This is a genomic window from Clostridiaceae bacterium HFYG-1003 (assembly GCA_024579835.1).
In the GTDB taxonomy this organism is placed as follows: Bacteria; Bacillota; Clostridia; order Clostridiales; family Clostridiaceae; genus JG1575.
The window spans coordinates 3,034,512-3,057,798 of the sequence record CP102060.1 but is presented as its reverse complement, the minus strand read 5'-3'; the positions used below and the strand labels follow the sequence as shown (position 1 = coordinate 3,057,798).

The following is a 23,287-nucleotide window of genomic DNA, read 5'->3' as shown; positions in this document are numbered from 1 at the left end:
ATATAAGTAGTCTACAGAGGAGGGATATTATGGCAATGCTCAATATTTCAATCCCAATTCCCACCGAGCGCATCACCTACAAAAAAGATGGCCCGGATAAGCCCAGACGCGTCTATCATGTCGAAAAACGCTACAGAAACGCATTGGGTACCCCTACAGCCAAGGAAGTTGCCATTGGCAAAGAGGATCCTACTCGTCCCGGTTGGATGATCCCCAATGAACGATTCACTGAGTTCTATCCGCTGCCAGTCGATGCCATTTCCCTGACCCCGCCTCAAGAGGTTCTGGCGGCTGGTCATATCGCTCTGTTGTGGCAGCGAGCTGAGGCTATTGGATTGACCAAGGCTTTACAACAGGTATTTCCCTTGCAGGCACAAGAGCTTTTGGCGATGGCCATCTATATGGTCTGCGAAGGCAATGTCATGATGAATCTGGATCTGTTCATCCGGGAGAGCCTACTTTCTACAAGGCTCAGTCTGAATTCCCAGCGCAGCAGCGAACTGTTTGCACAGATCAGCGAAGAGCAGCGCTTTCGGTTTTTTAAGCTCTGGAGTGCTCTCCACAAAGACGAGGAACAGACCCTGGCTTATGATGTGACGAGCATATCGACCTATGCGGAGATCCAAATGGCAGAGTACGGCTATAATCGGGATCAGGAAACCCTACCGCAACTCAACATCGGCATGCTCTATGGCACCAAGACAGCCCTCCCGCTTTGCTATGAGATCTACAGCGGAAGTATCGTGGACAAGGCCTTTTTCCCCTATATGATGGAATTGGGCGAATTGGTCGGTCTCAATGATTTGTTCTACATCATGGATCGAGGCTTTCTCACCCTGGACAATCTGAGCTTCATGGCCCAGAACCAACTCAATTTCCTGATGGCTGCTCCCAAATCCCAGAAAATCTATCGTCAGGCATTAATCGAGGCAACCGCGGTGATCCGTCACTCTCGTTATCACATCCCCCAGACCAGCTGCTATGGACTGTCCAAAGTGATCCAGATCAATGAGTTGCCCTATACCCTCCACATCTACCTGAACACATCCAGTGCGGCGGATGAAGAAGCCCGGATCTACCAGCATGTTGATCGTCTCGAGGAAGAGCTGCAAAATCAGATGAAGCCCATCAGTATTACTCGGTATAACAAGTATTATGATGTGACACGCAATGCATCACCGATTGAGGAGTACGAACGCAATCACGAGAAGATCACCGAGATGATTGAGCTGGCCGGCATGTTCTGCCTGCTGAGCAATACCCAGGATAAGAGCGCAGAGGAGGCACTACGACTTTATGGGCGACGGGACATGGTGGAGAAGGCCTTCCAGAATTTAAAAAACAGCATCGACTATGACCGCTTTCTGACGCACACAGAAAAGACGACAGAAGGGAAAGCCTTTGTCGCCTTTTTGAGTCTTATTCTGTGGTCGGATTTGACCAATCATGGGAAAAACAGCGGGGAGAAATCCATCAACCGGTTGGTCAAACAGATGGGAACGATCAAGCGGACCGATTATGGATCAGGCTGCAGTTTGCTCCAGCCACTGACCAGGAAACAAAAGGACATTCTTAGCGCGTTCGCCATCGAACCGGAGGAATTTCTTCAAACCATTCTCCACTTTGAAGTGTAGACTATAGAATTCCCAGGAATTTGGGTGAAAACAGGTTCCAGCGGACCGGCAGCTTACAACTTCACCACAACAGCTCAACGAGGCGATACCCGCCTGGTCGAAGTGGTGTTAGGTGTGGGCGATTGGTTTATCAAAGAGAGTGAGACCGTTCGTAGCTTGATTGGCAACTCTCTATTGGAAAAAGCTTTCCGGGAATACGAATACCGCCTGGTTTTACCCAAAGGTAAACATACCATCAACGGGCAGACTATTGTTACCGAAGATGATTTTTATGATACCGTGCCCAAGAATCAAGATATTCCCTTTGATCTGCAGCCGTCGAACCCCGTGCCCGACACCGGTCGATTGATCGTCGACCTCGAGCGTGAATATCTGGCCGGCTATCAGGCGCCAAACGTCGCTTATCAGGTAGTTACTGAGCCCGAACCGGAACCGATCATCCCGGAACCGGAAATGCCTGAAACAAGCGAACAATCGATCGCTGATCCGTCTGATCCACCTGAGGACGCCGGTAATACCGGAGTGAAACGAAGCATTTTCACTCTCAGCCTCTATCTGGCTGCTTTACTGATCCCACTATTCCTGCTACGAACGCTGGTCCTGAGATTTCTGCGGCAACGTCTCAAGTCGGACAAACGAAAGAAGCGTCGCTGATGGAGTTGTGGGACGCACGATACGCCGATGGCAGCCTGGCCGGATTCGACCTGATCCGAGATCGCGAGATACCTGAGGGTTATTACCATTTGGTTGTGGAAGTGATCGTCCGTCATGTTGACGGTACCTTTTTACTGGTCCAACGGGATCATACCAAACAGATATTTCCCGGATGGTATGAAGTGTCTGCCTCAGGCAGTGCGTTAAAAGGAGAAACCGCTCGTGAAGCCGCCTGCAGGGAGTTAGCCGAAGAAACCGGCATCACCTCAGGTGAGTTGTCTGAGTTGGGCCGTCAGTTGACCGATGTCGGAGCAATTTTTGTCAGTTTTTTTTGTCTGACAGACTGGCCGAAAGATCAGATCGTCCTGCAGGCCGGCGAGACGATCGACTATTGTTGGATCGATCCGGCAGCTTTCGCTGATTTCTTTCACAGGCAGATGATCCCCTATCAACGTGAAAGGCTGAAGCCACACTATCAACGATTATTCGAATGATCCGGGGTTGCCCGGATTTTTCTGTTAAGGAAAAAACAGCCCTTCGGCTGCTTTTGTCGCTCAATCCAATTCGATCCGGTAGGTAATCGCGTCGTATCTTTCTCCCCTGACATAACGGGCCCGTCTTTTTCGTTCTACTTCTCGAAAACCCACCTTTTGAGCTAGTCGAACCATCGGCAGATTGCCTGACCAGGTCTGACAATAGACTTCCTTATATCCGATTTTTCGGAAATAAGTCAAAAAAGCTTGCAGTGCTTCCTGCCCTAAGCCGTGCCCCCGGTCGGATCGTGATGGAATGACTACGCCAATGGCTATTCCATGGACATTGATGCCCGGTGTCCACTCGAATTGATGATCGATTTCATAACTGTTGACCCAGCCGATATGACGATCGTTTTGTTTGTGAATGATCTCAAAGCCGGATCGAAATCCTTTCTCATCTGAATTGAGCCGCTGCATTCGCCGGATAAGCGACTGTATATACCCCTGACTTTCAAGTTCCAGTTCTGTCTGATCCAGATCAACATATTCCCAGGGGGCATCCCACTCTTTCCACTCGGTATCGACCAGCTCCCAGTGGCGCCGCATACTGATATCGTCCGGCACCATGTCGCGTAAATATACTTGTAAAGCTTCCATTCTCATTTTTCATTTTCCTATAGCTAACAAATCCATCACTGAAACGTCTGATACTCTCAGGCTTATTTTATCACTGGTTTGAGCAATATCCTCACGAAAAAACGGCCCTCAGGCCGTATTTCTATTGCTGTCGCTCGATCTGCTGGCGCAGCCAATCAAGCCAGGGTTCCATGCCTTCTCCCGTGCGGGCTGATATAGGAAGTATGATCGCCTCCGGATTTCTAAATCGAACATTGTCTTTAAATCGCTCCAAATCAAAGTCAAAATGCTCAGCTACATCCATCTTGTTGACTAAGACCACATCGGCAACAGCAAACATCAGAGGATACTTCAAGGGCTTGTCGTCTCCTTCCGGGACACTTAAAATCATGGCATTCTTGGTCGAACCGGTATCAAACTCCGCCGGACATACCAGGTTGCCGACATTTTCCAGCACGATCAGGTCGAGGTCTTCGCGGCCCAGAGCATCGATTCCCTGACGGGTCATTTCGGCATCCAGATGGCACATCCCTCCGGTGTGGAGTTGTACCACTCGAGCACCGGTTTGTTGAATGGTCCGGGCATCAACATCGGAATCGATATCCGCCTCCATGATCCCAATTTTCATTTCATCCTGCAGCCCTTTGATCGTTTGTACCAAGGTGGTGGTTTTACCCGACCCGGGTGCACTCATCAGGTTCAACAGAAATACTTTTTCCTGCTTCAGACTATCACGCAATTCCTGTGCCTTTTGATTGTTCTGTTCGAATACCCCTTCTTTTATTTCAATAATTCGGACTTGATCCATTTTTTCCTCCTTCAGCCACAACTATTTCTTTAATTGAGAATTCCCGACCACTCAGTTCATCAAAGTTCATCTGATGACAGTTGGGACAACGGCCCTCATCCTTCATCAGGTGATATACGATATCGCACTGACGACAGCAACCATTAGCCGGTATCATTTCGATCACCAATTCCGTATCAACAAAGTCGGTCCGGTCGACAGCCACTGGATAACACTCGCGTAAAAAATGAGGAATAACGGTGGCGATTTCGCCCACCTGAAGCACAATTTTTTCGACTCGATCGACTTGATGCTGTTTTGCTACCGCCTCGACCCGTTTAATCACCTCGAACATGATTCCCAGTTCATGCATTCCGCTCACCCATCAGTCGCTTCTTGGTCTGATGTATGAACCGCTTGCTTTTGGTTTTTAAGACATTTCGAATTACATACGACTTTAGCTTTGTCACATGGGTGCCTTCGACATCAGTCATTTTTTCCAAATGAATCGCATCGAATTTACATTTGGTAGTGCCTTGACCGCATCCAACACAAACATACGGGTCGACATACACCCGGCCACAACTTAAACAGCGATCACTTTCCTGCAGGATCTGCTCCGGTGTAAAGCTTTTGGAGAAATCACGGAAGCTTTTTCGGGTCGAATCATCATGGACTGCATAAGCTTGCTGACGTGGCTTCATATCAAATCCGCTCAGATCGACATTGGCTTGATCAAACGCCCGATAGTCGCGCTTGGTTCGTCCCAACAGCAAATCTTGCCCCGGATGGACAAAACGATGAATCGAGATCGCGCCTTCTTTTCCCTGAGCAACTGCATCAATAGCAAACTTGGGGCCGGTATAAGCATCACCACCCACAAATAGATCACTTTGAGCTGTTTGAAGGGTCGTGGCATCCGCCTGGATCGTCTGATTGGGATTACACTTGGCGTTTGAGCCGTCTAACAGATTTCCCCATTCGATCGATTGACCGACTGAAATGAGCACATTATCAGCTTCGATAAAATAGCTCGACTCCTCATCAAACATCGGACGGAAGCGATGGTCTTCATCAAAGACCCGGAGACATTTTTTGAATTCAACACCAACCACGTGCCCATCACGGGTCACGATCCGTTTTGGCCCCCAGCCGTTTTCGATCACGATGCCTTCTTGACTCGCTTCCCGGATCTCTTCAGGCAAGGCCGGCATCTCTTCCGGCTGCTCGAGACAAAGCATACGTACATCTTCGGAACCAGCCCGGATAGCCGTTCTTGCGACATCGATCGCGACATTTCCGCCACCGATGACAATGGTGTGACCCGTAAGCATTTGTTCCTCGCTCTGGTTGACTCGGCGTAAAAAATCGATCCCGGTCATGACTCCTTGAGCGTCCTCACCTTCAATGTTCAGTCGTCTTCCTCCCTGGGCACCGATCGCCAAATAAAAGGCTTTGAATCCTTGAGAACGCAGTTCATTCAGGGTTATGTCGTTACCGATTTCGACTCCGGTTTGAAACTTGACGCCAAGCTCACGTAATACATCGATCTCCGACTCAATGACTGACCGCTCCAAACGGAAGTTGGGAATACCCCAGGTCAACATACCGCCGAGTGCCTCTTCTTTTTCAAAGACTGTGACATCATAGTTATCGATCGCCAGATAGTAGGCACAAGACAGTCCCGCCGGACCGGCCCCGACGATTGCCACTTTTATATCACTATAGTCATGTTTCTTTTGCGGTACGAAGCGATGTTCTTCCTTCATGTCCTGTTCGGCAATAAAGCGCTTTATTTCATCGACTGCGACCGATTCATCGACCGAGTTTCTGGTACAGGCTTTTTCACAATAGCGTGGACAAATATGACCACAAACTGCCGGGAAGGGATTTTCCTGTTTGATCAATTCCAAGGCGTCACGATAGCGACCCTCTGAAGCCAGCTTGATATAACCCTGAATCCCGATATGAGCCGGACACTCCGATTTACACGGACTGGTGCCTGAACTCATAACGACCTGTCGATTGATCCGGTAATCCGGATCCCATTTCTCGACCCCCCAAGCCGTATTATCCGGCCGATCCTGGTGCGGGTCGACCTTTGGCAGTGGGGTCCTGGATTTAACCTTTTGTCCGAGTTTCAGGGCGTTGACGGGACAGTTTTCAACACATTCACCGCAGGCAACACACTTGTCCTCATCGATTACAGCCACATAATTCGAGCGGCTAAAGTCAGGATTTCCAAACATAGTTGCGTTGCGAAGCGCCAGACAACTGCATCCGCAGCAGTTACAGATGGCATGTGTCTCTCCTGAACCATCCATGTTGGGAATCTGATGCATCAATCCATTGGCTTCGGCTTTCAAAAGAATTTCTTTAGCTTCTTCCCGATCGATCGAACGACCGCGTCCGGTCCTTATGTAATACTCAGCCGCATAACCTAATTGGATGCACATTTCCTCTTTGAGATGTCCGCAACCTTCATGCATGACTTCACGTACGGTTCGACATGAACAGTCTGATACCGAAAAAACAGAATGAGCATCGAGGTAATGTGAGATTTCTTCAAAGCTGGCCCGTCTGGAATTGCTATCGATGGCTGATTCGATCGGAATAACTCGCATTGGAGTCATTCCCATCGGCATAACCCCGGGAGCGATCAAGCCTTTTTTCTTGCCATAAGCATCAAACGCATAGGCGATCTCTGGATACTTTGACGTGTTCTTTCGGTTATTGGCAATCATTTCCATGTGACCTGGCACCCAGACTTCCAGCCAGTATTCATCCACGCCATCCACGTTTTCCCAGAACATCGCTCCTGCATCCATTAAAGCTTCAAGATGATGCTTGGTTTCTTCCAGCGGAATGCCGGTCGCATCAGCTATTTCCTGTGCGTTCCGATGAGTTTTAAACATCGCACCCATGCCTACTTTGGCCATGTCATCATTGACGATGTTTTCCATGACATAGTATTCCGGGTCCTCAAAAGTCAGCGCACCTTTCGAGCCGGGCTTGGTTCGATTGATATGATTGGCAAAGTCCAACAGGATTTGCGAACGTCGGGTCGGAGAGTAATCCGTTGCAAAGGGGATCGTTCTTGACAATTGGTCCTCCTAGTCTGCCAGGCTCTTCTCGCCTGGAAAGCGTAAGTATACCTTGCTTTGAGCAGTATTGAGATAGTTTCGTCAGTTTGATCTTCCACTGAGTTTTTTTCAAAAAGAAAACATGGTAGTAACTTTCGTTATTACCATGTTAAATGATTCTCAACAGAATATCCTTAGACAATCACCATCAAATGTCTAACGTTTGCTAAAGCGACTCAACGCCGTACACATTGTCCCGTCAACCACTTTTTCGAGTTGAGCTAATAATTCCTCCGGTGAGTTGGACATACCTTCGGTCACCCACTCCGACATCACCCCGTTAAAGGCCAGTCGATAAAAACGAATGATAAAGTCTTTGTCTTGTTCACTCACCCGATAGGCATTTGTTTTCAGGCACTCTTCGATCACGCCGGTTAACAACTGATGAGATAGTTGACTAAAATGGCGGTTGATTTCCTCCCAGTAATTCGAATAATAAATATTCATGAATTCAGCGTGATGATCGCGAAAAAAAGTAGTTGCCGTCAAAAAGCCATGTTTCCATGTGTCATAGGCTCGACCCTTGGCAATTTCATCACTGATTTCCTCGAACAGGATCGCCTTGACCAAGTGAAGAATGTCCTGATAGTGATAATAAAAAGTCTGACGATTGACATTCGCTTCATCACAGATCTGGGTGATAGTGATCCGACTGAGTGGCAGTTGTTTGAGAAGTGCACGAAAAGCACGATGGATCGATTGTTTGGCTGTCATGACCTTTCTCCCAATATAATCTCGATCATCCTTGCACATTGTCTGCATGATGAGCTGTGAGTCGGTTGTAGTATCTTGTGAATGGTGACTGTGATATCGCATATGATCTCCTGATATTACTATAACACTGAATCTGTCAAAAAAAGACAAGACCCTTAGAAAGGGCCTTGCTCTTTGTCTAATATTCGATGTTTCAGCCAAGCGTACATACCGATAAACAGCTGAACCACGCCGAAGACTGAAATGATGACACAAACCATCAATATGGTCTCGGTAACACTTCCGCTGTAGCGATGCTGGCGGTAAAAATAATCTGTCAGCATCAGAATGGGAATAAAAACAGTCCCCTCAGCATCCATTTGATAGAGTTTTCTTTGGCGATCAGCGGTCGCTTCATTTCGAGTCCCATGTCTCATTTCATTATTGCTCTTCAAATTGAAACCGGTGATTTCACCATCGCCGTACTTTGTGATGTTCAGGAAATTCTGCGCCTCTTTTTTTCCACAAGCAATCCAACTGGACGGGGCGAAAAAAAAGAGGGCACGAATCGACTGTGATCGACTCGTGCCCTTTCGAAGGGGGATTAGCGATCAGCACCGGGGGGGGGTGGGCTGATCCGTGTTTTAGTTATTCAGTTTTGCCAGAACGTTTCTGAGGTATTCCCAGGTGCGTTCCACGGATGAAATGCTCATGCACTCCTGAGGGGTGTGAACATCGTAGAGATTGGGTCCGAAGGAGATGAGGTCGATGTTTCCATCATACTTCTCACTGAGCAGACCGCACTCCAGTCCGGCATGGATCGCAGTGATTTCGGGTTCAGCCTGGTACATGTCACGATAGACTGCCACAAAGGCATCGCGCAGTTCTGAAGACGGATCATACTGCCACTCCGGATAGACCGAGGCGTATTCAATGCTGGCTCCGGTGAGTTCTGCGATGATTTCCAGCTCTTCGGCCACTGCCATCTTATGGGAGCGAACGGAGCTGCGGACTGCGCTTTCAAAGGTAATCCGGTCTGCTTCCGTAATAACCACGCCCAGGTTGTTGGAGGTCTGAACCAGGCCGGCAATTGCCATGCTCATGTTGATCACGCCGGCTGGAATCAGCCGCAGGATCGCGATGGCGCGATGTGTGGTGCTCTTGGTGAACACACCGCTGACACCTTCCGCCGCGGTTTCCAGGGTGATTTTCAGGCCTTCGTCCACCCCCTGAAGCTCATTGGCCAGAACGGCCGTCCAGGTCTGGATCCGTTCCTTAACTGCTTCCACTTCAGCGGGGAGAAGCATCAGGATCGCGGAGGCACTGCGGGGGATCGCATTATGCTTGGATCCGCCGTTCAGGGCCGCCAGGCGGAGTTCGCCGTTTTTCTCAAGGTCGAACAGAATCCGGCCCATGAGCTTATTGGCGCTGCCGCGCTGCTTGTTAATTTCCATGCCGGAATGACCGCCCAGCAGGCCGTCGATCTTCAGCTCCATGGCGACAGCCTCAGCTGCTGGAGTTTCCCGTTCAACGGGCAGGCTGATCGTAGCTCCGATTCCGCCGGCACAGCTGACAAGAAGCTTGCCTTCTTCCTCGGCATCAATGTTGATCAGGCGTCGGCCCGCCAGATGTGAGGGATCCAGGGCAAAGGCTCCGTCCATTCCGGTTTCCTCGGAGGTGGTGACCAGAAGCTCGATGGGAGGATGCGCCATATCATTGGAATCCAGCAGCGCCAGGCCGTAGCTGACGGCGATTCCATTGTCCGCGCCAAGGGTCGTGCGATCTGCATGAATCTTGTCTCCCTCCACGATGAGAGTAATGGGATCCTTCAGGAAATCGTGCTCCTTGTCTGCTTCTTTTTCACAGACCATGTCCATGTGTCCCTGCAGGATGACCGGTCTGGCATTCTCATAGCCGGCCGTGCCGGGCTTTTTGATGATGACGTTCAGTGCTTTATCCTGGATGACTTCCAGTCCCCGCTCCTTGGCAAATTGGACGAGCCAGTCGCTGATGGCCTGCTCATTGCCTGATCCACGGGGGATCTGGTTCATTTCCTCAAAAAAACGAAACACAGCGGGACATTTGGTGTTGTTGAAATCCATAAGATTACCCCTTTCGATTGTTTGATGCATGAGTCGAGTCCGTTACGGGTTCGATCATGCCCAGATTTTTCTCAAGATGTGACAGATAGGCAGCAAGACGTTCCTGCAGCGGCTCAGCCGCTTCGCCGTAGCGCTCTTTCAGAGACAGGGCGATCTGCTCCAAGGTTGCGGCTCCATCGAGCCGGCTGATGATGAAACTTCCGTACTCGTCCAGCTCCAGATGCTTCTCCCTGGGTATTTTAAACCCCACGGCACGCGCCCAGCGCTGAATCATATGATCCTGAGGCGTGCTCAGGGTGACAATGCCTTCCTCATTTTGGGTGACCCGGATGGGGTCTACAATTTTGTAAACCACATCCGGGCCCATTGACTTATTTGACACGTTATTACTTACCAGACTTGCGGGCTCCGGCATTCATCAGAGTCACCACCGTCAGACCAATCAGCACCGCCAGAAGGATCCAGGCCATGTTGTTGGAAGCGGCGAAACCGGTGATATCGGGGAGTTTCAGCACTCCGGTAACCTGAAGGATGATACCGATCAGACCGATAATGGAGCTTCCTGCGACCAGACCGGCAGACAAGCTGATTCCGTTGGAAATCTTAGCTTCCTTGTCAGCAGTCGTCTTTGCTGTCATTTCGATGAACTGACGGATCAGTGCTCCAATCAGGATGATGGAGGTGGTGGCGATGGGGAGGTAGAATCCGATGGCGACGGTCATAACCGGAAGTTTCAGCAGGTAGAAGAAAATTCCCATGACGATACCGGTGATGATCATGCCCCAGGGCAGACGTCCGGAGATGATGCCTTCGGTCAGGGTTGCCATCAGGTTGGCCTGTGGCAGCGCAAACTGCATCTGATCTCCGGTAAGAACCAGCTGATCAGCCAGCAGCATGATGGTTCCAACTACGGTTACAACACCGACAATGGAAGCAATCGCGAGGTACTTGGACATTTCGTTGCGGCTTCCACCGAGAACCATGCTGACTTTCTGAGACTGGGTGTAGCCTCCGGCCATGGCGATGGCGGTAACGATGAAGGAACCGAACAGGAGCAGGGATTTGTTGTTTTCAGGTGAAGTCCAGCCAAAACCGAGGAACAGGAGGGTGACCAGAACCAGGGAGGCGATGGTCATTCCGGATACCGGCAGGTTGGAAGTTCCAACGGTTCCGGTCAGACGTCCGGAAACGATGGCGAACAGCATAGCCAGGACAACCGAGAGCACAGAAGCGAGCAGAGCCATCATGACGTTGCCGCCTGAAATCAGGAATCCGGCAATGAAGGAAATGATGAAACCAGCCAGCAGGATGATCCGGCCGACACCGGCGCCTTCTTCGCTGCCTGCGGCAGAAGTCTTGGCTCCCAGTGTCTTCTTGATGGAGGTAATGATGGTGGGGATGAGCTTGATCGCGCCGATCAGACCACCGGACAGCATCATACCGGCACCGATGTAACGGAGGTAGCTGCCTGCGATGTTTCCAACCTTCATGGCATTGATGGCAACGCCCGGGTTGTTCCAGACGGTGACTCCGTCAGCGGCAAAGGAGGAGAAGTAACCGATCAGCGGCAGTACAGCGAAGTTAGCCAGGATGGATCCGGCGAACATCATCAGGGATACTTCCATTCCAACGATGTATCCGATACCCAGGAGCATCGGGCTGACTTCAACTTCCATCCGCCATTTGTAGAATGTCTCATTGACGTAGGAAATGACATTATTTACCTTGTTGAGGAAGGAGCTGGTTACCAGAGTAATCAGACCGCCGATTCCAAAACCGATTCCCATATACTTGAGGGATTCGCCCATTCCTTCGGAAGCGACCAGCGTCTCGGAAATCGCCATGGATTCCGGATACATCAGCTTGCCGTGTTCTTCCACGAGCAGGTAGTCATGAACCAGAGTGGATACCCCGATTCCGAACAGGACACCGGCAGCGCCAACGGCAATGCCTTCAATGAAGCTGATCTTTCCGCCGATCAGAAGAACGGCCGGCAGAACGAAGATCAATCCGGAAGCGACTGATTCACCACCGGCAGACATACCCTGAAGAAGGTTCTTACCAAGAATTCCCTTCTGCTTGGCAAAAGCAGCGATGATGGCAGATCCAAGGATGGATCCCGGGATTCCGGCTGCGACGGTCAGACCCGACTTCATTCCGGAGTAAGCGGTGGATGCGGCAAACAGAACGGCAAGGATGATTCCGGCAATCATGACAATGAGATTGCCACCTTTTTTATCGCCTGATGTGATATACGGAACATAGTCTTTTCCGTTAATACCGCCATAGGCTTCTTTTGATAATTTGTTGTCCATACAAACCTCCTGTAAAAATAATGTCGATGAACAACTGGAGTATATCACCACTCCTTAATCAAGTTAATTGCATACAATCATGAAACTGGCAATTGTAATATACAGATCGAACATTTCGTACTCGAGTCGAAAACACTTTGATAATGAAATAACGATTTGAAGTTCCGTCATTTGTCGAACAATCGTCATATCCACTGCTGCAGGAAGCGAAATATCCTTGTGATGAGCCATATCCCCCAATCAGAAACGTGAAACCGGGTTACCTCAACCAGTTGGGCACGATTACATTGCTTCATTGTTTTTTATCAGATAAATAAATGAATTTCAAAAAATGCAGAAACTTTTTTACGTAACTTCACCTCTTCTATTTTTATATTCATTTTTAACCCTCGATTTTCTCAGGATTTAATTTAAATTTAATAAACCAAAGCAAATAATTTTAACGAACTTATAATTCAGTCAGGTTTTTTACCGGTTGTTAACGGTCTCACCGCGATCCGGTCAATTGCTGAACGATTCACTCGATTGGCCTGCAAAATGGCCGTTTCCTTCCGAACAATTCCCCGAAAATGCCGAAGAAGACCGGATTCTGTGACGAATCCGGTCTTCTTCGGCCGATATTGCCTTATTCGGCAGATGCTCTGCCATTGTCCTTCAGAGCCAGCTTGACGGCATCCACGATTTTCTCCATGTCGCCTTCCAGGAAGGTGCGGACATCCAGCTCATACCGCTCCTTGTGAATCTTGCCGATGACATGGTACTTTCCCAGCCGCATCCGACGTTCAAAGTCATTGAGACTCATGTTCATGGGCACGATGGTGACGGCCCGCGAGGGCAGCCGCTCCTGCGGCAGCGAGCCGCCGCCGACCTGGGACTGACAGTCCACAACATCCAGGTGACAGGTTTTCACCTTGCGCAGCAGGTTCCGGTAGAGTACTTCGGCCCGGTGAGCCAGTTCCTCCAGCGTCAGGGTCAGCATCCGCATGGTGGGAATGGCAGCCATGGCGCGGTCTTCATCCAGGTACAGCCGAAGCGTTGCCTCCAGAGCCGAAATAGTCATCTTATCCACCCGCAGGGCCCGGGTCAGCTGATTTTTCTTCATGGCCTGAATGTACTTCTTCCTGCCCACAATGATGCCAGCCTGAGGCCCGCCCAGCAGCTTGTCCCCGGAGAAGGTCACCACATCGACACCTTTGGCCAGGGTATCGCGCACCGTCGGTTCATACTCCAGGCCATACTTTGACAGATCCACAAACAGACCGGAGCCCAGATCCTCCACCACCGGAATGTCGTGCTTGCGCCCCAGCTCCGCCAGGTCGCGGCCGTCAACGGTTTCGGTAAAACCGATGATGTGGTAGTTCGATGTGTGGACTTTCAGCAGGATGCCCGTTTCTTCGCAGATGGCTTCCTCATAGTCATACAGGTGGGTTTTGTTGGTGGTACCGACTTCCCGCAGGAAACCGCCCGACATTTTCAGAACTTCCGGAACACGGAAGGAGCCTCCGATTTCCACCAGCTCCCCGCGGGAGATAATCGCTTCCCGTCCCTGAACCATGGTGTTGAGAGCCAGCATGACGGCAGCGGCATTGTTATTGACCACCAGGACATCCTCCGCGCCGGTCAGTTCCTTGATGGTGGACTCGAGATGGGTATAGCGCGAGCCGCGCTGTCCGCTCTTGAGGTCATACTCCAGATTGTTGTAGGAGAAAGCGGCGTCCAGCAGCGCATCCCGGACGACTTCGGGCAGCAGGGAGCGCCCAAGGTTGGTGTGAATGACGATTCCGGTTCCGTTGATGACTTTCTTCAGCGAGGTTTCATGGTCGGCGAGGATGCGAGACAACACCTTTTCGACAATCTCGTCTTCATCATAGGGAATGAAGTCCGGATCATCCTTGCGTGCGAGGTACTCCTCGCGCAGTGCAGTGAGGGCATCCCGAACGGAATTCTTGATTCGCACCGCCGGGATCGATTCATTAAGTGCCGCCAGTTTCTCGTGTTTGAACAGTTCATCAACGGACGGAAGCAGTCTCATGATATTTACTTTTGCCATTATGTAGTTCCTCCCGTCATGGTTGACAAGTCTTTGAGGGCCGCTACGGCCTCATGGATTTCTTCGATGGTATTGAATGGGGAAAAGGAAAAGCGCACGATCCCCTGTTCCCTGGTTCCCAGGGCTTCATGAAGGCGGGGGGCGCAGTGGGCGCCGGGGCGCACGGCAATGCCGTAGTCTTCATTGAGCAGCGCCGCCACTTCCGATGAGGGCAGATCGCCCAGATTCAGCCCGATGACCGGCGCCCGTCCGGGCATGTCCGGATCGCCGTAGAGGCGCAGATTCGGAATGTCCCGAACCCCCTCCAGGAATGCTCCGGTCAGGCGGTTCAGCCTGGCCCGAATGTCTGCCAGACCCGTTGTCCGCAGATATTCGATGCCGGCGGTCAGACCGGCCGCCCCCGGGGTATTGAGTGTGCCGGACTCCAGGACATCCGGCAGAGTGACCGGGTGTTCCCGGTCAAAGGAATGAGCCCCCGATCCGCCGGAAAATACCGGCCGGAAAGCCAGGTCCCGGCCCACCGCCACCAGGCCGGTACCCTGCGGTCCGTACAGTGATTTATGACCGGTGGCGACCAGGACGTCGATCCCCAGCTGTTTCATGTTCAGATCAAAAACCCCGGCTGCCTGCGAGGCATCCACGATGAAGAGCAGGCCGTGAGTCCGGCAGAATCGGGCCAGCCGGGGAAGATCCGTCGGGTTCCCGGTGACATTGGAGGCCGCCGTGGCCACGACTGCCTTGGTGTTCTTGCGCAGATACCGCTCGAAATCGTCATAGACAAGGTGTGCCCGCGCGTCAATGCCAACCAGATCCAGCTCCATCCCCTGGGCTTCCAGCTGATAGAGGGGACGCAGCACCGAATTATGTTCCGTCACCGTTGATATGACGTGGTCGCCGCTGCCCAGCAGTCCCTTCAGAACGCGGTTCAGACCGTCCGTGGCGTTCGCGGTCAGCGCGATTCGCAGCGGGTCATCCACCCCCAGCAGTTCAGCGGCGGCTTCCCGGCAGCGGTAAATGACCCGGAACGCCGCCAGAGCATAATCATGGGCACCGCGGGCCGGATTGCCCAGATGGCCGCTGGCAATGGCTTCATAAACCGCCCGGGCCACTTCTTCCGGCTTATGCGCCGTCGTCGCTGCGTTATCCAGATAGATCATGGGATCAGACTTCCTTTCCGGTGAGAATTCGGACTTCGCCCTGGCGCTGGGTCAGACCGATCTTATCAAAATAATCCAGCAGAGCCACGGCATATTTGCGGGAAGTGCCCAGCAGGTCGCGGAAGTCAGCCAGGGCGATGGAGCCATGGGCCTTGGCGTGTTCCTGCAGCAGGGCGAGAGCTGCCTCGTAGTGCCGGCGGTGAATGACGATGTCCTGATCCAGGCGCACCAGGCAATCCTCCATGGAGTCGATGACGGCCAGACATTTCTTGTCCGGGCACAGCTCCTTCAGGGACGGCGGGGTATAGGCACCGTCGAGCAGTGCCGTTTCCAGCTCATCCCGCAGTTTTTTCTGTTCCTTCGTATATACCACCTCAAAGTTCGGAGCCTTGGCCAGACTGCCGAATACCCGGATGGTCCCCTCTTCAACCAGGCGCTCCAGGATCAGATCGTAGGGCTTGCCCTTAGCAACGAATTTAATCCGGGACTTGAGTTCCTCCCGCGGCATGCCGGCCTTGAGGGGGGATTTCTGATGGTAGTCGTTCAGAATCCGCAGGAATTCCTTGCGCATTTCTTCGAGCCGGTCCGAACCGATATAGAGTCCGCCCAGCTGCAGCACGCTGCCGGTGGTTTTCATGGCGGACAGCTTGTCCTGAAGATCTGACTTGTCGGCCTGGATGTTGTCCAGAATCTCCTTTTCAGAAACCAGGGGCTGGTCCGAGTTCATCAGAAAATCCTGGATCACGGCATCCACATCATTGGTGCCGCGCAGCTCCAGTCCGCGCAGAATGGTTTCGTCAAACCGGCCATGCTTGACGGTGGCCGGATCCAGGATCTGGCCGCCACCCAGGGTCACCATGGGGGAATAGGCCCGCAGAATGATCCGGTCTCCTGGCTTGGCGGCGATTTCTTCTTCCAGACGCAGCTGGATGAAGCCCTCCCCGCCGGCCGGAATTTCCTCGGTTCCCAGGGGAACGGCCCGGGCCATGATTTCATCGGTTCCGATATAGACCCGAACCCGGTCCCAGAGCTTGAGCGGCCGCTTGTAATCGGGCAGCACCCGGATTCTGGCATCCACGATATAGGATTTGGATAAATTGCCTTCGGTGGTCAGGATGTCGCCGCGCTGCAGATCCGTCACTTTCACCCCGGACAGGTTCAGCGCCGTGCGCTGACCGGCCTGGGCCAGATCCACATTCTTTTCGTGAACCTGAATGTTGCGGATTTTCACCGGGATTCCGGCCGGGTACACCATCAGATCCTGATCGGTTCGAATAGTTCCCTCCAGCAGGGTACCGGTCACCACTGTGCCAAACCCCTTGACGGAGAAAATGCGGTCGATGTTGAGCCGCGGTTCCGCCGTCAGATTCATGGGCCGGATCCGGTCCGCCAGCCGGTCAATGTTGTTGACCAGTTCCGGCAGTCCCCGGCCTGACAGTGAATCCACCCGGACGATGGAGGCGGTTTCGATGGGGGTTCCCTCAAACTGCTCCCGGATATCATCCTCCATCAGGTCGAGCATTTCATCCTCCACCAGATCGGCTTTGGACAGGACGACGATGTAGTCTTCAATTCCCAGCAGGTTCAGGATATTGACATGTTCGCGGGTCTGCGGCATGACGCCCTCATTGGCGTCGATGACCAGGAGGATCATGTTGATGCCCTGGGCTCCCGCCAGCATGTTCTTGATAAAGCGCTCATGTCCCGGAACATCAATGATGCCTACCCGCCGGCCGGAAGGCAGGTCGAAATAGGCAAAGCCGAGGTTGATGGACATGCCGCGCTGGATTTCCTCTTCGGTGGTATCCGTGGCGATGCCGGTCAGCGCCTTGATCAGGGTAGATTTGCCGTGATCAATGTGTCCGGCGGTGCCAATGATGATATTTGCCATTATGGTTCCAACCTTTCGACGGTTCGCTTGCTGCCGTCACGCAGTAACTGATAAAAATCCACGGTTACCCCGGCTTCTGCCAGAACAGCCGCCACCTTTGCCTGGTCTTCGATCAGGGCGCGCAGCGCCAGGCCGCAGCCGGCTGAGACCTCCGGCGGCACAGGAATCAGGCGGGCCGGGATTTCGTGCCGGGTCATCAGGGTTTCCGCCTTCATCGCGTCATGGGTCGAGGCAAAGGCCGCAATCAGATAAACCTGAGCCATCAGGGGGTTACCGTATGGTGGGTGCGCATGATCTCAACAATGCGGTACATGTTGGTCACACTGCCCACCGCCAGAGTTTCTTTCAGCCCGTAAAAATCAAGGCAAAGACCGCAGCTGAGAATCTCCACGCCGGCACTCTGCAGCGCCCGGAGGTCTTCCAGACTGGCGGAGCCCTCTACCGTCAGGCGAACGCCGGCGTTATAGAACAGAATCATGCGGGGCATTTCATCCTGCTCCGCCAGGGCATAAAGGAAACTGCCGATCAGTTTCTTCCCGAGCACGGAGTCCCCAATGCCCATCTCATCGGATCCCACCGCTACCACATACCCGTTTCCGGGGGCAGTCTGAGATACGGTTTTGACCGGTTCCTCCCCGACTCCCCCGATCTGGACGCGGTATTCGGATGCCGAGATCTGCTCCACCGAGTGGCTCAGTTTCATCTGGTCGGCCATTTTCGACAGATTCTGGGTCGCGATCAGATTGTCCACCAGGACGCTGACACCGTCTTTTCCTTCTTCGCTTTTCAGCGCTTTCTTCGTTTCAATCACCGGCAGGGGACAAACCTTGCCCATTGCATTAATTTCTTTCATACGGTCTCCTTATTGCTGAAATTTTCTTTATAGGTAGTTACCGCTGCCCCTCCGCGTAAGAGGGGTCCTCGCAGTAAAGAGCTTCTCCCACCCGGGCCGGACACTATCGGACCACGATCTCCCGCTGGGGATCCTGCGACCGGGGGATGACCCGTCCGATCACTGCCGGTTCAAAGGGGAGTCCTGCCGTCTTTGTACGGATCGACTCCCAGGCTGCTTCGGTCATGGAGTAGAGCAGTCCGCCGGAGGTCTGAGGATCAAACAGGAGCTCCTCGGTTGCAAAGTCCGCCGGTTCAAAGGTCATGAATTCTGTCATGAAGTTCCGGTTTTTCTGGGCTCCGGCTGTGGTCAGAAACTCTGAGGCGCAGCGGGCCGCGTCCGGCAGAACCGGGAGGGCGGACCGATCCAGAAGCGCACTGAAGCGGCCTCCGAGCATCTCGTGGAGATGACCGGCCAGGCCAAAACCCGTCACATCGGTGCAGGCATGGGGACGAGCCGGGACGAAGACCTCGGACGCATAGCGGTTTAACGTCGTCATGGAACGAACTGCTTCCCGGAAGGCCTCCTCGCTGGTCTCACCGACGGAGGCGGCGGTTGAAATCAGACCGGTGCCCAGGGGTTTGGTCAGGACCAGTACATCCCCTTCCTGAACGCCATTGTTCGCCAGAACGGAATCGGGGTGGACGATGCCGGTTACGGACAGCCCGTATTTGGCCGGGGTATCATGAATCGAATGCCCGCCGCACAGGATGCCGCCGGCCTCCTGAACTTTTTCCGCACCGCCGCGGAGGATTTCCCCCAGGACTGCCAGATCCATCCGCTCGGGAAAGGCAACGATATTCATGGCGGTCAGAACCCGGCCGCCCATGGCCCAGACATCCGACAGCGCATTCGTCGCGGCAATCTTGCCAAACAGATAAGGATCGCTGACCATGGACGGAAAAAAATCCAGCGTCTGGATCAGCGCGGTTTCATCATTTAATTTATAGACTGCTGCATCATCACTGGAATCATACCCCACCAGAAGATTGGGATCATAATTCACCGGCAGTTGAGAAACCAGCTGTGACAGAGCACCTGCTCCGATCTTGGAATCTCAGCCGCCACAGAATGTCAGCTGGCCGATGCCTGTATCATTCATTGAATCAACTCATTTCAGAATTTTCTAACACTTGGAACAGTGTTTATCTCCATTCATTATAGCATCGAAGGAAACTCTTTAACACTTTGTCCCTGAATCAAGGGAAATCCTTGCCACTTATTCAGAACCATCCGTTTCAGTCTCAATACTGGCTGATCGAACAATCAGAAGGGCTTCAACGGCTCCCCAGTCTTCCAGGCAGGCTGCCATGAATCGGGGCAATCTTTAAAGAAGCACTCGTGCAAAACAGACAAGCTCCATTAGACAGCCGGACTCCCGATCACCGGACCGGCTCCAGATCACTGGACGAGCTCCGTTGCAATTACTTCCTTCTTATGGTAATTTATTCTTATAAGGTTATTTAAGGTAATTCTTGAAGCATCCGCCGAACATCACATCCCAAAGAAAGGTGATCCCAATGAACGAATTTCATATGTGTCCAAAATACGAAAAGCTGGCGACATTCCTTGGAAAACGCTGGACCGGACTGATCCTTCGGGTTCTCCTGGAGGGAGAATGCCGCTTCAGTGAGGTCCTCGAGAATGTCAATGGACTCTCATCCCGCCTCCTGACCGAACGTCTCAAGGAAATGGAACAATTAGGTCTGGTCATCCGGGAAGTCCGGAACGAATACCCCATAAAAGTCGAATACCGGCTCACGGAGAAAGGCAAGGCCCTGGAACCCGTGATCCACGAAATGCAAACCTATGCTGAAAAATGGATCTAGGAGAAACCATGGAACTGACATACCGGGAAGAGAGACACAAATTTCTTGAACAACATCTGAGCCTGCTGGACGAGCGAAACAAAACCTGTATTCTGATGAATCACGGAACCATCATTTATGAATCCGATGCCCTGGGCGTTAAGCCGCTGCGCGAACTGCGCCGGATGAGCTTCACCCGCAAGGAAGGCGATCAGCTTACCCTCATTGATCGGGTCATTGGCAAAGGTGCGCTGATGCTGGCCCAGCTGTTGGGCATCGACGCCATCTATACGCCCCTGACCAGCGAAAATGCCATCGCCTATAATCGCCTTAGCCGCATCCCCCTGTTCTATATGGAGCGGGTGCCCATGATTGAAAACCGAACCCGAACGGAAATGTGCCCCATTGAACGTTCTGTCCTTCATACCACCGACCCGGTGGAAGGCGAGCGCTGCATCGAGGATGCCATCGCGATCCTCATGAAGAATGCATAACCCGTGAAGGTCCATCCGTCGGAACAGCGAAACGAATTCCAGGGACTGGCGCTGCCTGCTCCCGATGAATAAAACAGCTCCGGGACATTCCCGGAGCTGTTTTATTCACAGAAAAATTTCAGGCCGGTATCTGCCCAGAGCGTAAACAGATCCAGTCGAATCATTATGATCCGACGGAATGGGATGGCTCGATCGATAAGCATTCGATGACTGATCCATACGGAAAAGATGACTGATCCATACGGAAAAGATGACTGATCCATACGGATGAGTTCACCGGATCCTGCGACCGGGACCCGGGAAGGAACCTTTACTCCGAGTAACTTTAACATCATCTGAGGGAGAAAAGTATGAGAATAGAACAAGGTGAGGTTGTAATCCGCAGTGCAACTGTCGATGATGCCGCTCAGTTAAATAGCTGGTGGAATGATGGAATAGTAATGGCACATGCAGGTTTTCCCAATGGATTGGGAGAATCCCTGGATGATACCATCTGCAATATTCGGCAATGGGAAGGCAAATTGAGCCAGCTCTGCCTGATTGAGATTCAGGGAAAACCGGCAGGGGAGCTGAGCTACCGCGTGAAGGATGACGGAACCGTCTGGCCCGGGTGGAAAATCTGTGTCTCTGACTATCAAAATCAAGGTTATGGAACAAAAATTATTTTAATGCTTTTCGATTTTCTATTCAGCGATAAAACGATCAATTCCAGGTTCCCGATCGAAAAAATAATATGGGATACGGATTTTGAGAATAAACGGGCTCAAACTGTCTATGAGAATAAAATTAAAGCCAGAAAGATTGGGATCCGGGAGAATGCATGGAAAGATCAGTCAGGAACCTGGCGAAGTGCGGTTGACTATGAAATTTCGAGGGACGATTTCATCGCCTTGCATCGGGAGAGAGTCTGATCCGGATCAGTTCGAAACAGACAGGTCGGGCTTGCACCATCGAACTTCCGGATATCTCCCATTGCTGCTGCGGTCAAAGACCGCCATCTAACGACCTGACAAGCTGTCACATATCCAACAAAGAGAGGACCTGATGCAGGTTCCTCTCTTTGTTTTCAGCATATTTCATTGGACGTCTGATCCATTGGTCTGAGTGCAGCTTGCTTCCGCAGCTACTTGCTCCGGTTATAACTTGCTCCGGTCATAACTTACTCCGGCTGCAACTTGCTATTGCGGGGTTCCCTCAAACAGAGCTGCCACTTTCTTCATGTCTTCAATAATCTCAATCCCCTGGGGACACTGTGGTTCACAGGCTCCGCAGGCCTGGCAGTGGGAGGCCCGCTCCTCTTCCGACAGTTCGAAATACCTGGCTTTGGCTCCTTCAAAATCTTCGTAGACCGCGCCGGTATTCCAGATGCGGAAATTGGCCGGGATCTTGAGCCCGAAAGGACACGGCATGCAGTAGCCGCAGGCAGTGCACTGGTTGTTGAGCCGGGCCTTGTATTCACGAGTCACATTCACGATCGCTGCTTTTTCGGCTTCATCCAGGGGCTGGAACGTCCGGAAGGTATTGAGGTTGTCCTCCAGCTGTTCCATGGTGGTCATGCCCGACAGGATGATCTTGACATTGGGATGGGAGCCGACAAAGCGGAACGCCCAGGATGCCACGGAATCTTTGGGCCGCAGCGTCCGGAAAAAAGCTTCCATGGCCGCTGGCAGCTTCGCCAGGGATCCGCCTTTGACGGGTTCCATGACGATCACAGGAATTCCTAAGGACTCCGCCAGCTCCAGACCGCGCAGTCCGGCCTGAATTTCAGTATCGACATAATTGAACTGGATCTGGCAGAAATCCCAGGCGTGGTGACGGATAATCTCTTCAAAGACATCGAATTCATCATGGAAGGAAAAGCCCAGAAACCGGATCTTGCCCTCCGCCTTCAGCGCTTCCAGCTCCTCAATCATCTGATGCTGCAGAACACTTTGCCAGCGTTCCTTACTCAGAGCGTGAAGCAGGTAGAAATCAATGTGATCGGTCCGAAGACGGCGCAGCTGTTCTTCCAGATAATAGCGCACGTCCTCTCTCTTTTCGACCTTCCAGACCGGCAGTTTGGTCGCCAGATAATAGGAATCCCGATCATGCTTTTGCAGGGCACGACCGACAAATTCTTCGCTGCGCTCCTCATGGTAGGGCCAGGCCGTATCAATATAGGTTACGCCACCGGCGATCGCGGTGTCGAGGAGCTTCTGTGCCTCTTCTTCATTGATGGAACGGTCCTCCAGGGTCGGAAACCGCATGCAGCCATACCCCAGCTTGGAAGGCTCCACGCCGAGTGATTCAATCTTGCTTGTGATCATTATTAATCCCCTTTCCACGATCTGCTCTGACGATGCAGGTTCTATTCTGACTATAATTGTAGCATTATTTCTGCATCCCAAAGAAAAACTGTCCCCTGAAACTGGTCGTTTCTGCGAATTTCTGTAATACATTGCCTCTTGTCTCAACAGTTTTTCTGAACCACACCAGCTCGATTCAGACTTCCTGGTTCTCCGGATTGATGCAGTCCTGCCGGTCGCAGCCGCACCTGGGCAGTATATCTTCCGGCA

22 protein-coding genes are annotated in these 23,287 nt (G+C 52.1%); 6 read left to right on the top strand and 16 right to left on the bottom strand.

The annotated features are described in order from the left end of the window. The first annotated feature begins 29 nt into the window (after positions 1-29). Genes NQU17_13660 through NQU17_13650 form a run of 3 tightly spaced genes read left to right on the top strand, consistent with a single transcriptional unit; the run spans position 30 to position 2,782 of the window. Positions 30-1,634 (top strand): transposase, encoded by a 1,605-nt coding sequence (locus tag NQU17_13660; GenBank protein ID UUM11667.1) that lies wholly within the window; start codon positions 30-32, stop codon positions 1,632-1,634. Positions 1,635-1,658: 24 nt separating this feature from the next. After that, complete coding sequence (locus tag NQU17_13655; protein UUM11666.1) at positions 1,659-2,288, top strand: DUF1958 domain-containing protein; 630 nt, start codon at positions 1,659-1,661, stop codon at positions 2,286-2,288. Then, on the top strand, positions 2,288-2,782 hold the full coding sequence (locus tag NQU17_13650; GenBank protein ID UUM11665.1) for an NUDIX hydrolase: 495 nt from the start codon (positions 2,288-2,290) through the stop codon (positions 2,780-2,782). Before NQU17_13655 ends, NQU17_13650 begins: the two co-directional genes overlap by 1 nt. Positions 2,783-2,842: 60 nt before the next feature. On the opposite strand, the gene NQU17_13645 is transcribed toward NQU17_13650, so the two are convergent. From NQU17_13645 to selD, 15 genes are all read right to left on the bottom strand, one after another. Beyond that, the gene (locus NQU17_13645) at positions 2,843-3,427 is read right to left on the bottom strand and encodes a GNAT family N-acetyltransferase (GenBank protein UUM11664.1); all 585 of its coding nucleotides are present in this window, start codon (positions 3,425-3,427) and stop codon (positions 2,843-2,845) included. Positions 3,428-3,542: 115 nt separating this feature from the next. Beyond that, entirely contained in the window at positions 3,543-4,208 is a 666-nt protein-coding gene (hypB, locus tag NQU17_13640; GenBank protein UUM11663.1) for a hydrogenase nickel incorporation protein HypB, read from the bottom strand. Beyond that, positions 4,186-4,560, bottom strand: coding sequence for a hydrogenase maturation nickel metallochaperone HypA (locus NQU17_13635; protein ID UUM11662.1), 375 nt, complete (start codon positions 4,558-4,560; stop codon positions 4,186-4,188). The genes hypB and NQU17_13635 overlap by 23 nt, the downstream gene beginning before the upstream one ends. Further along, positions 4,553-7,291 (bottom strand): FAD-dependent oxidoreductase, encoded by a 2,739-nt coding sequence (locus tag NQU17_13630; protein ID UUM11661.1) that lies wholly within the window; start codon positions 7,289-7,291, stop codon positions 4,553-4,555. The genes NQU17_13635 and NQU17_13630 overlap by 8 nt, the downstream gene beginning before the upstream one ends. A gap of 195 nt (positions 7,292-7,486) precedes the next feature. Then, on the bottom strand, positions 7,487-8,044 hold the full coding sequence (locus tag NQU17_13625) for a TetR family transcriptional regulator C-terminal domain-containing protein (protein UUM11660.1): 558 nt from the start codon (positions 8,042-8,044) through the stop codon (positions 7,487-7,489). Positions 8,045-8,199: 155 nt separating this feature from the next. Further along, positions 8,200-8,478, bottom strand: a complete 279-nt coding sequence (locus tag NQU17_13620; protein UUM11659.1) for a hypothetical protein — start codon at positions 8,476-8,478, stop codon at positions 8,200-8,202. 189 nt (positions 8,479-8,667) lie between these two features. Beyond that, complete coding sequence (locus NQU17_13615) at positions 8,668-10,155, bottom strand: aminoacyl-histidine dipeptidase (protein ID UUM11658.1); 1,488 nt, start codon at positions 10,153-10,155, stop codon at positions 8,668-8,670. Further along, positions 10,130-10,480 carry a PqqD family protein gene (locus NQU17_13610; protein ID UUM11657.1) on the bottom strand — a complete coding sequence of 117 codons (351 nt, stop codon included), beginning with the start codon at positions 10,478-10,480 and terminating at the stop codon, positions 10,130-10,132. Before NQU17_13610 ends, NQU17_13615 begins: the two co-directional genes overlap by 26 nt. Before the next feature lie 31 nt (positions 10,481-10,511). Further along, entirely contained in the window at positions 10,512-12,440 is a 1,929-nt protein-coding gene (locus tag NQU17_13605; GenBank protein ID UUM11656.1) for an OPT/YSL family transporter, read from the bottom strand. A 625-nt stretch (positions 12,441-13,065) separates the two neighbouring features. Next, entirely contained in the window at positions 13,066-14,490 is a 1,425-nt protein-coding gene (gene selA / locus NQU17_13600; GenBank protein ID UUM11655.1) for an L-seryl-tRNA(Sec) selenium transferase, read from the bottom strand. Next, positions 14,490-15,647, bottom strand: coding sequence for an aminotransferase class V-fold PLP-dependent enzyme (locus NQU17_13595; protein UUM11654.1), 1,158 nt, complete (start codon positions 15,645-15,647; stop codon positions 14,490-14,492). Before NQU17_13595 ends, selA begins: the two co-directional genes overlap by 1 nt. Before the next feature lie 4 nt (positions 15,648-15,651). After that, positions 15,652-17,538, bottom strand: a complete 1,887-nt coding sequence (gene selB, locus NQU17_13590) for a selenocysteine-specific translation elongation factor (GenBank protein UUM11653.1) — start codon at positions 17,536-17,538, stop codon at positions 15,652-15,654. Beyond that, positions 17,538-17,801, bottom strand: a complete 264-nt coding sequence (locus NQU17_13585) for a DUF3343 domain-containing protein (protein ID UUM11652.1) — start codon at positions 17,799-17,801, stop codon at positions 17,538-17,540. The genes selB and NQU17_13585 overlap by 1 nt, the downstream gene beginning before the upstream one ends. Beyond that, entirely contained in the window at positions 17,801-18,391 is a 591-nt protein-coding gene (gene yedF / locus NQU17_13580; GenBank protein UUM11651.1) for a sulfurtransferase-like selenium metabolism protein YedF, read from the bottom strand. The genes NQU17_13585 and yedF overlap by 1 nt, the downstream gene beginning before the upstream one ends. A gap of 103 nt (positions 18,392-18,494) precedes the next feature. Then, positions 18,495-19,532 carry a selenide, water dikinase SelD gene (selD, locus tag NQU17_13575; protein ID UUM11650.1) on the bottom strand — a complete coding sequence of 346 codons (1,038 nt, stop codon included), beginning with the start codon at positions 19,530-19,532 and terminating at the stop codon, positions 18,495-18,497. A gap of 418 nt (positions 19,533-19,950) precedes the next feature. Here selD and NQU17_13570 point away from each other — a divergent pair, with 418 nt between their 5' ends. The 3 genes from NQU17_13570 (at position 19,951) to NQU17_13560 (ending at position 21,643) form a co-directional block, all read left to right on the top strand. Next, a complete protein-coding gene (locus tag NQU17_13570; protein ID UUM11649.1) occupies positions 19,951-20,259 on the top strand; it encodes a helix-turn-helix transcriptional regulator in 309 nt (102 codons plus the stop codon). Between the two features lie 8 nt (positions 20,260-20,267). Next, positions 20,268-20,732, top strand: coding sequence for a DUF1893 domain-containing protein (locus NQU17_13565; protein ID UUM11648.1), 465 nt, complete (start codon positions 20,268-20,270; stop codon positions 20,730-20,732). Between the two features lie 350 nt (positions 20,733-21,082). Beyond that, positions 21,083-21,643, top strand: coding sequence for a GNAT family N-acetyltransferase (locus NQU17_13560; GenBank protein UUM11647.1), 561 nt, complete (start codon positions 21,083-21,085; stop codon positions 21,641-21,643). A gap of 267 nt (positions 21,644-21,910) precedes the next feature. Here the strand turns inward: NQU17_13560 and NQU17_13555 are convergent, their stop codons facing one another. Next, a complete protein-coding gene (locus NQU17_13555; protein ID UUM11646.1) occupies positions 21,911-23,038 on the bottom strand; it encodes an aldo/keto reductase in 1,128 nt (375 codons plus the stop codon). Positions 23,039-23,287: the final 249 nt, after the last annotated feature.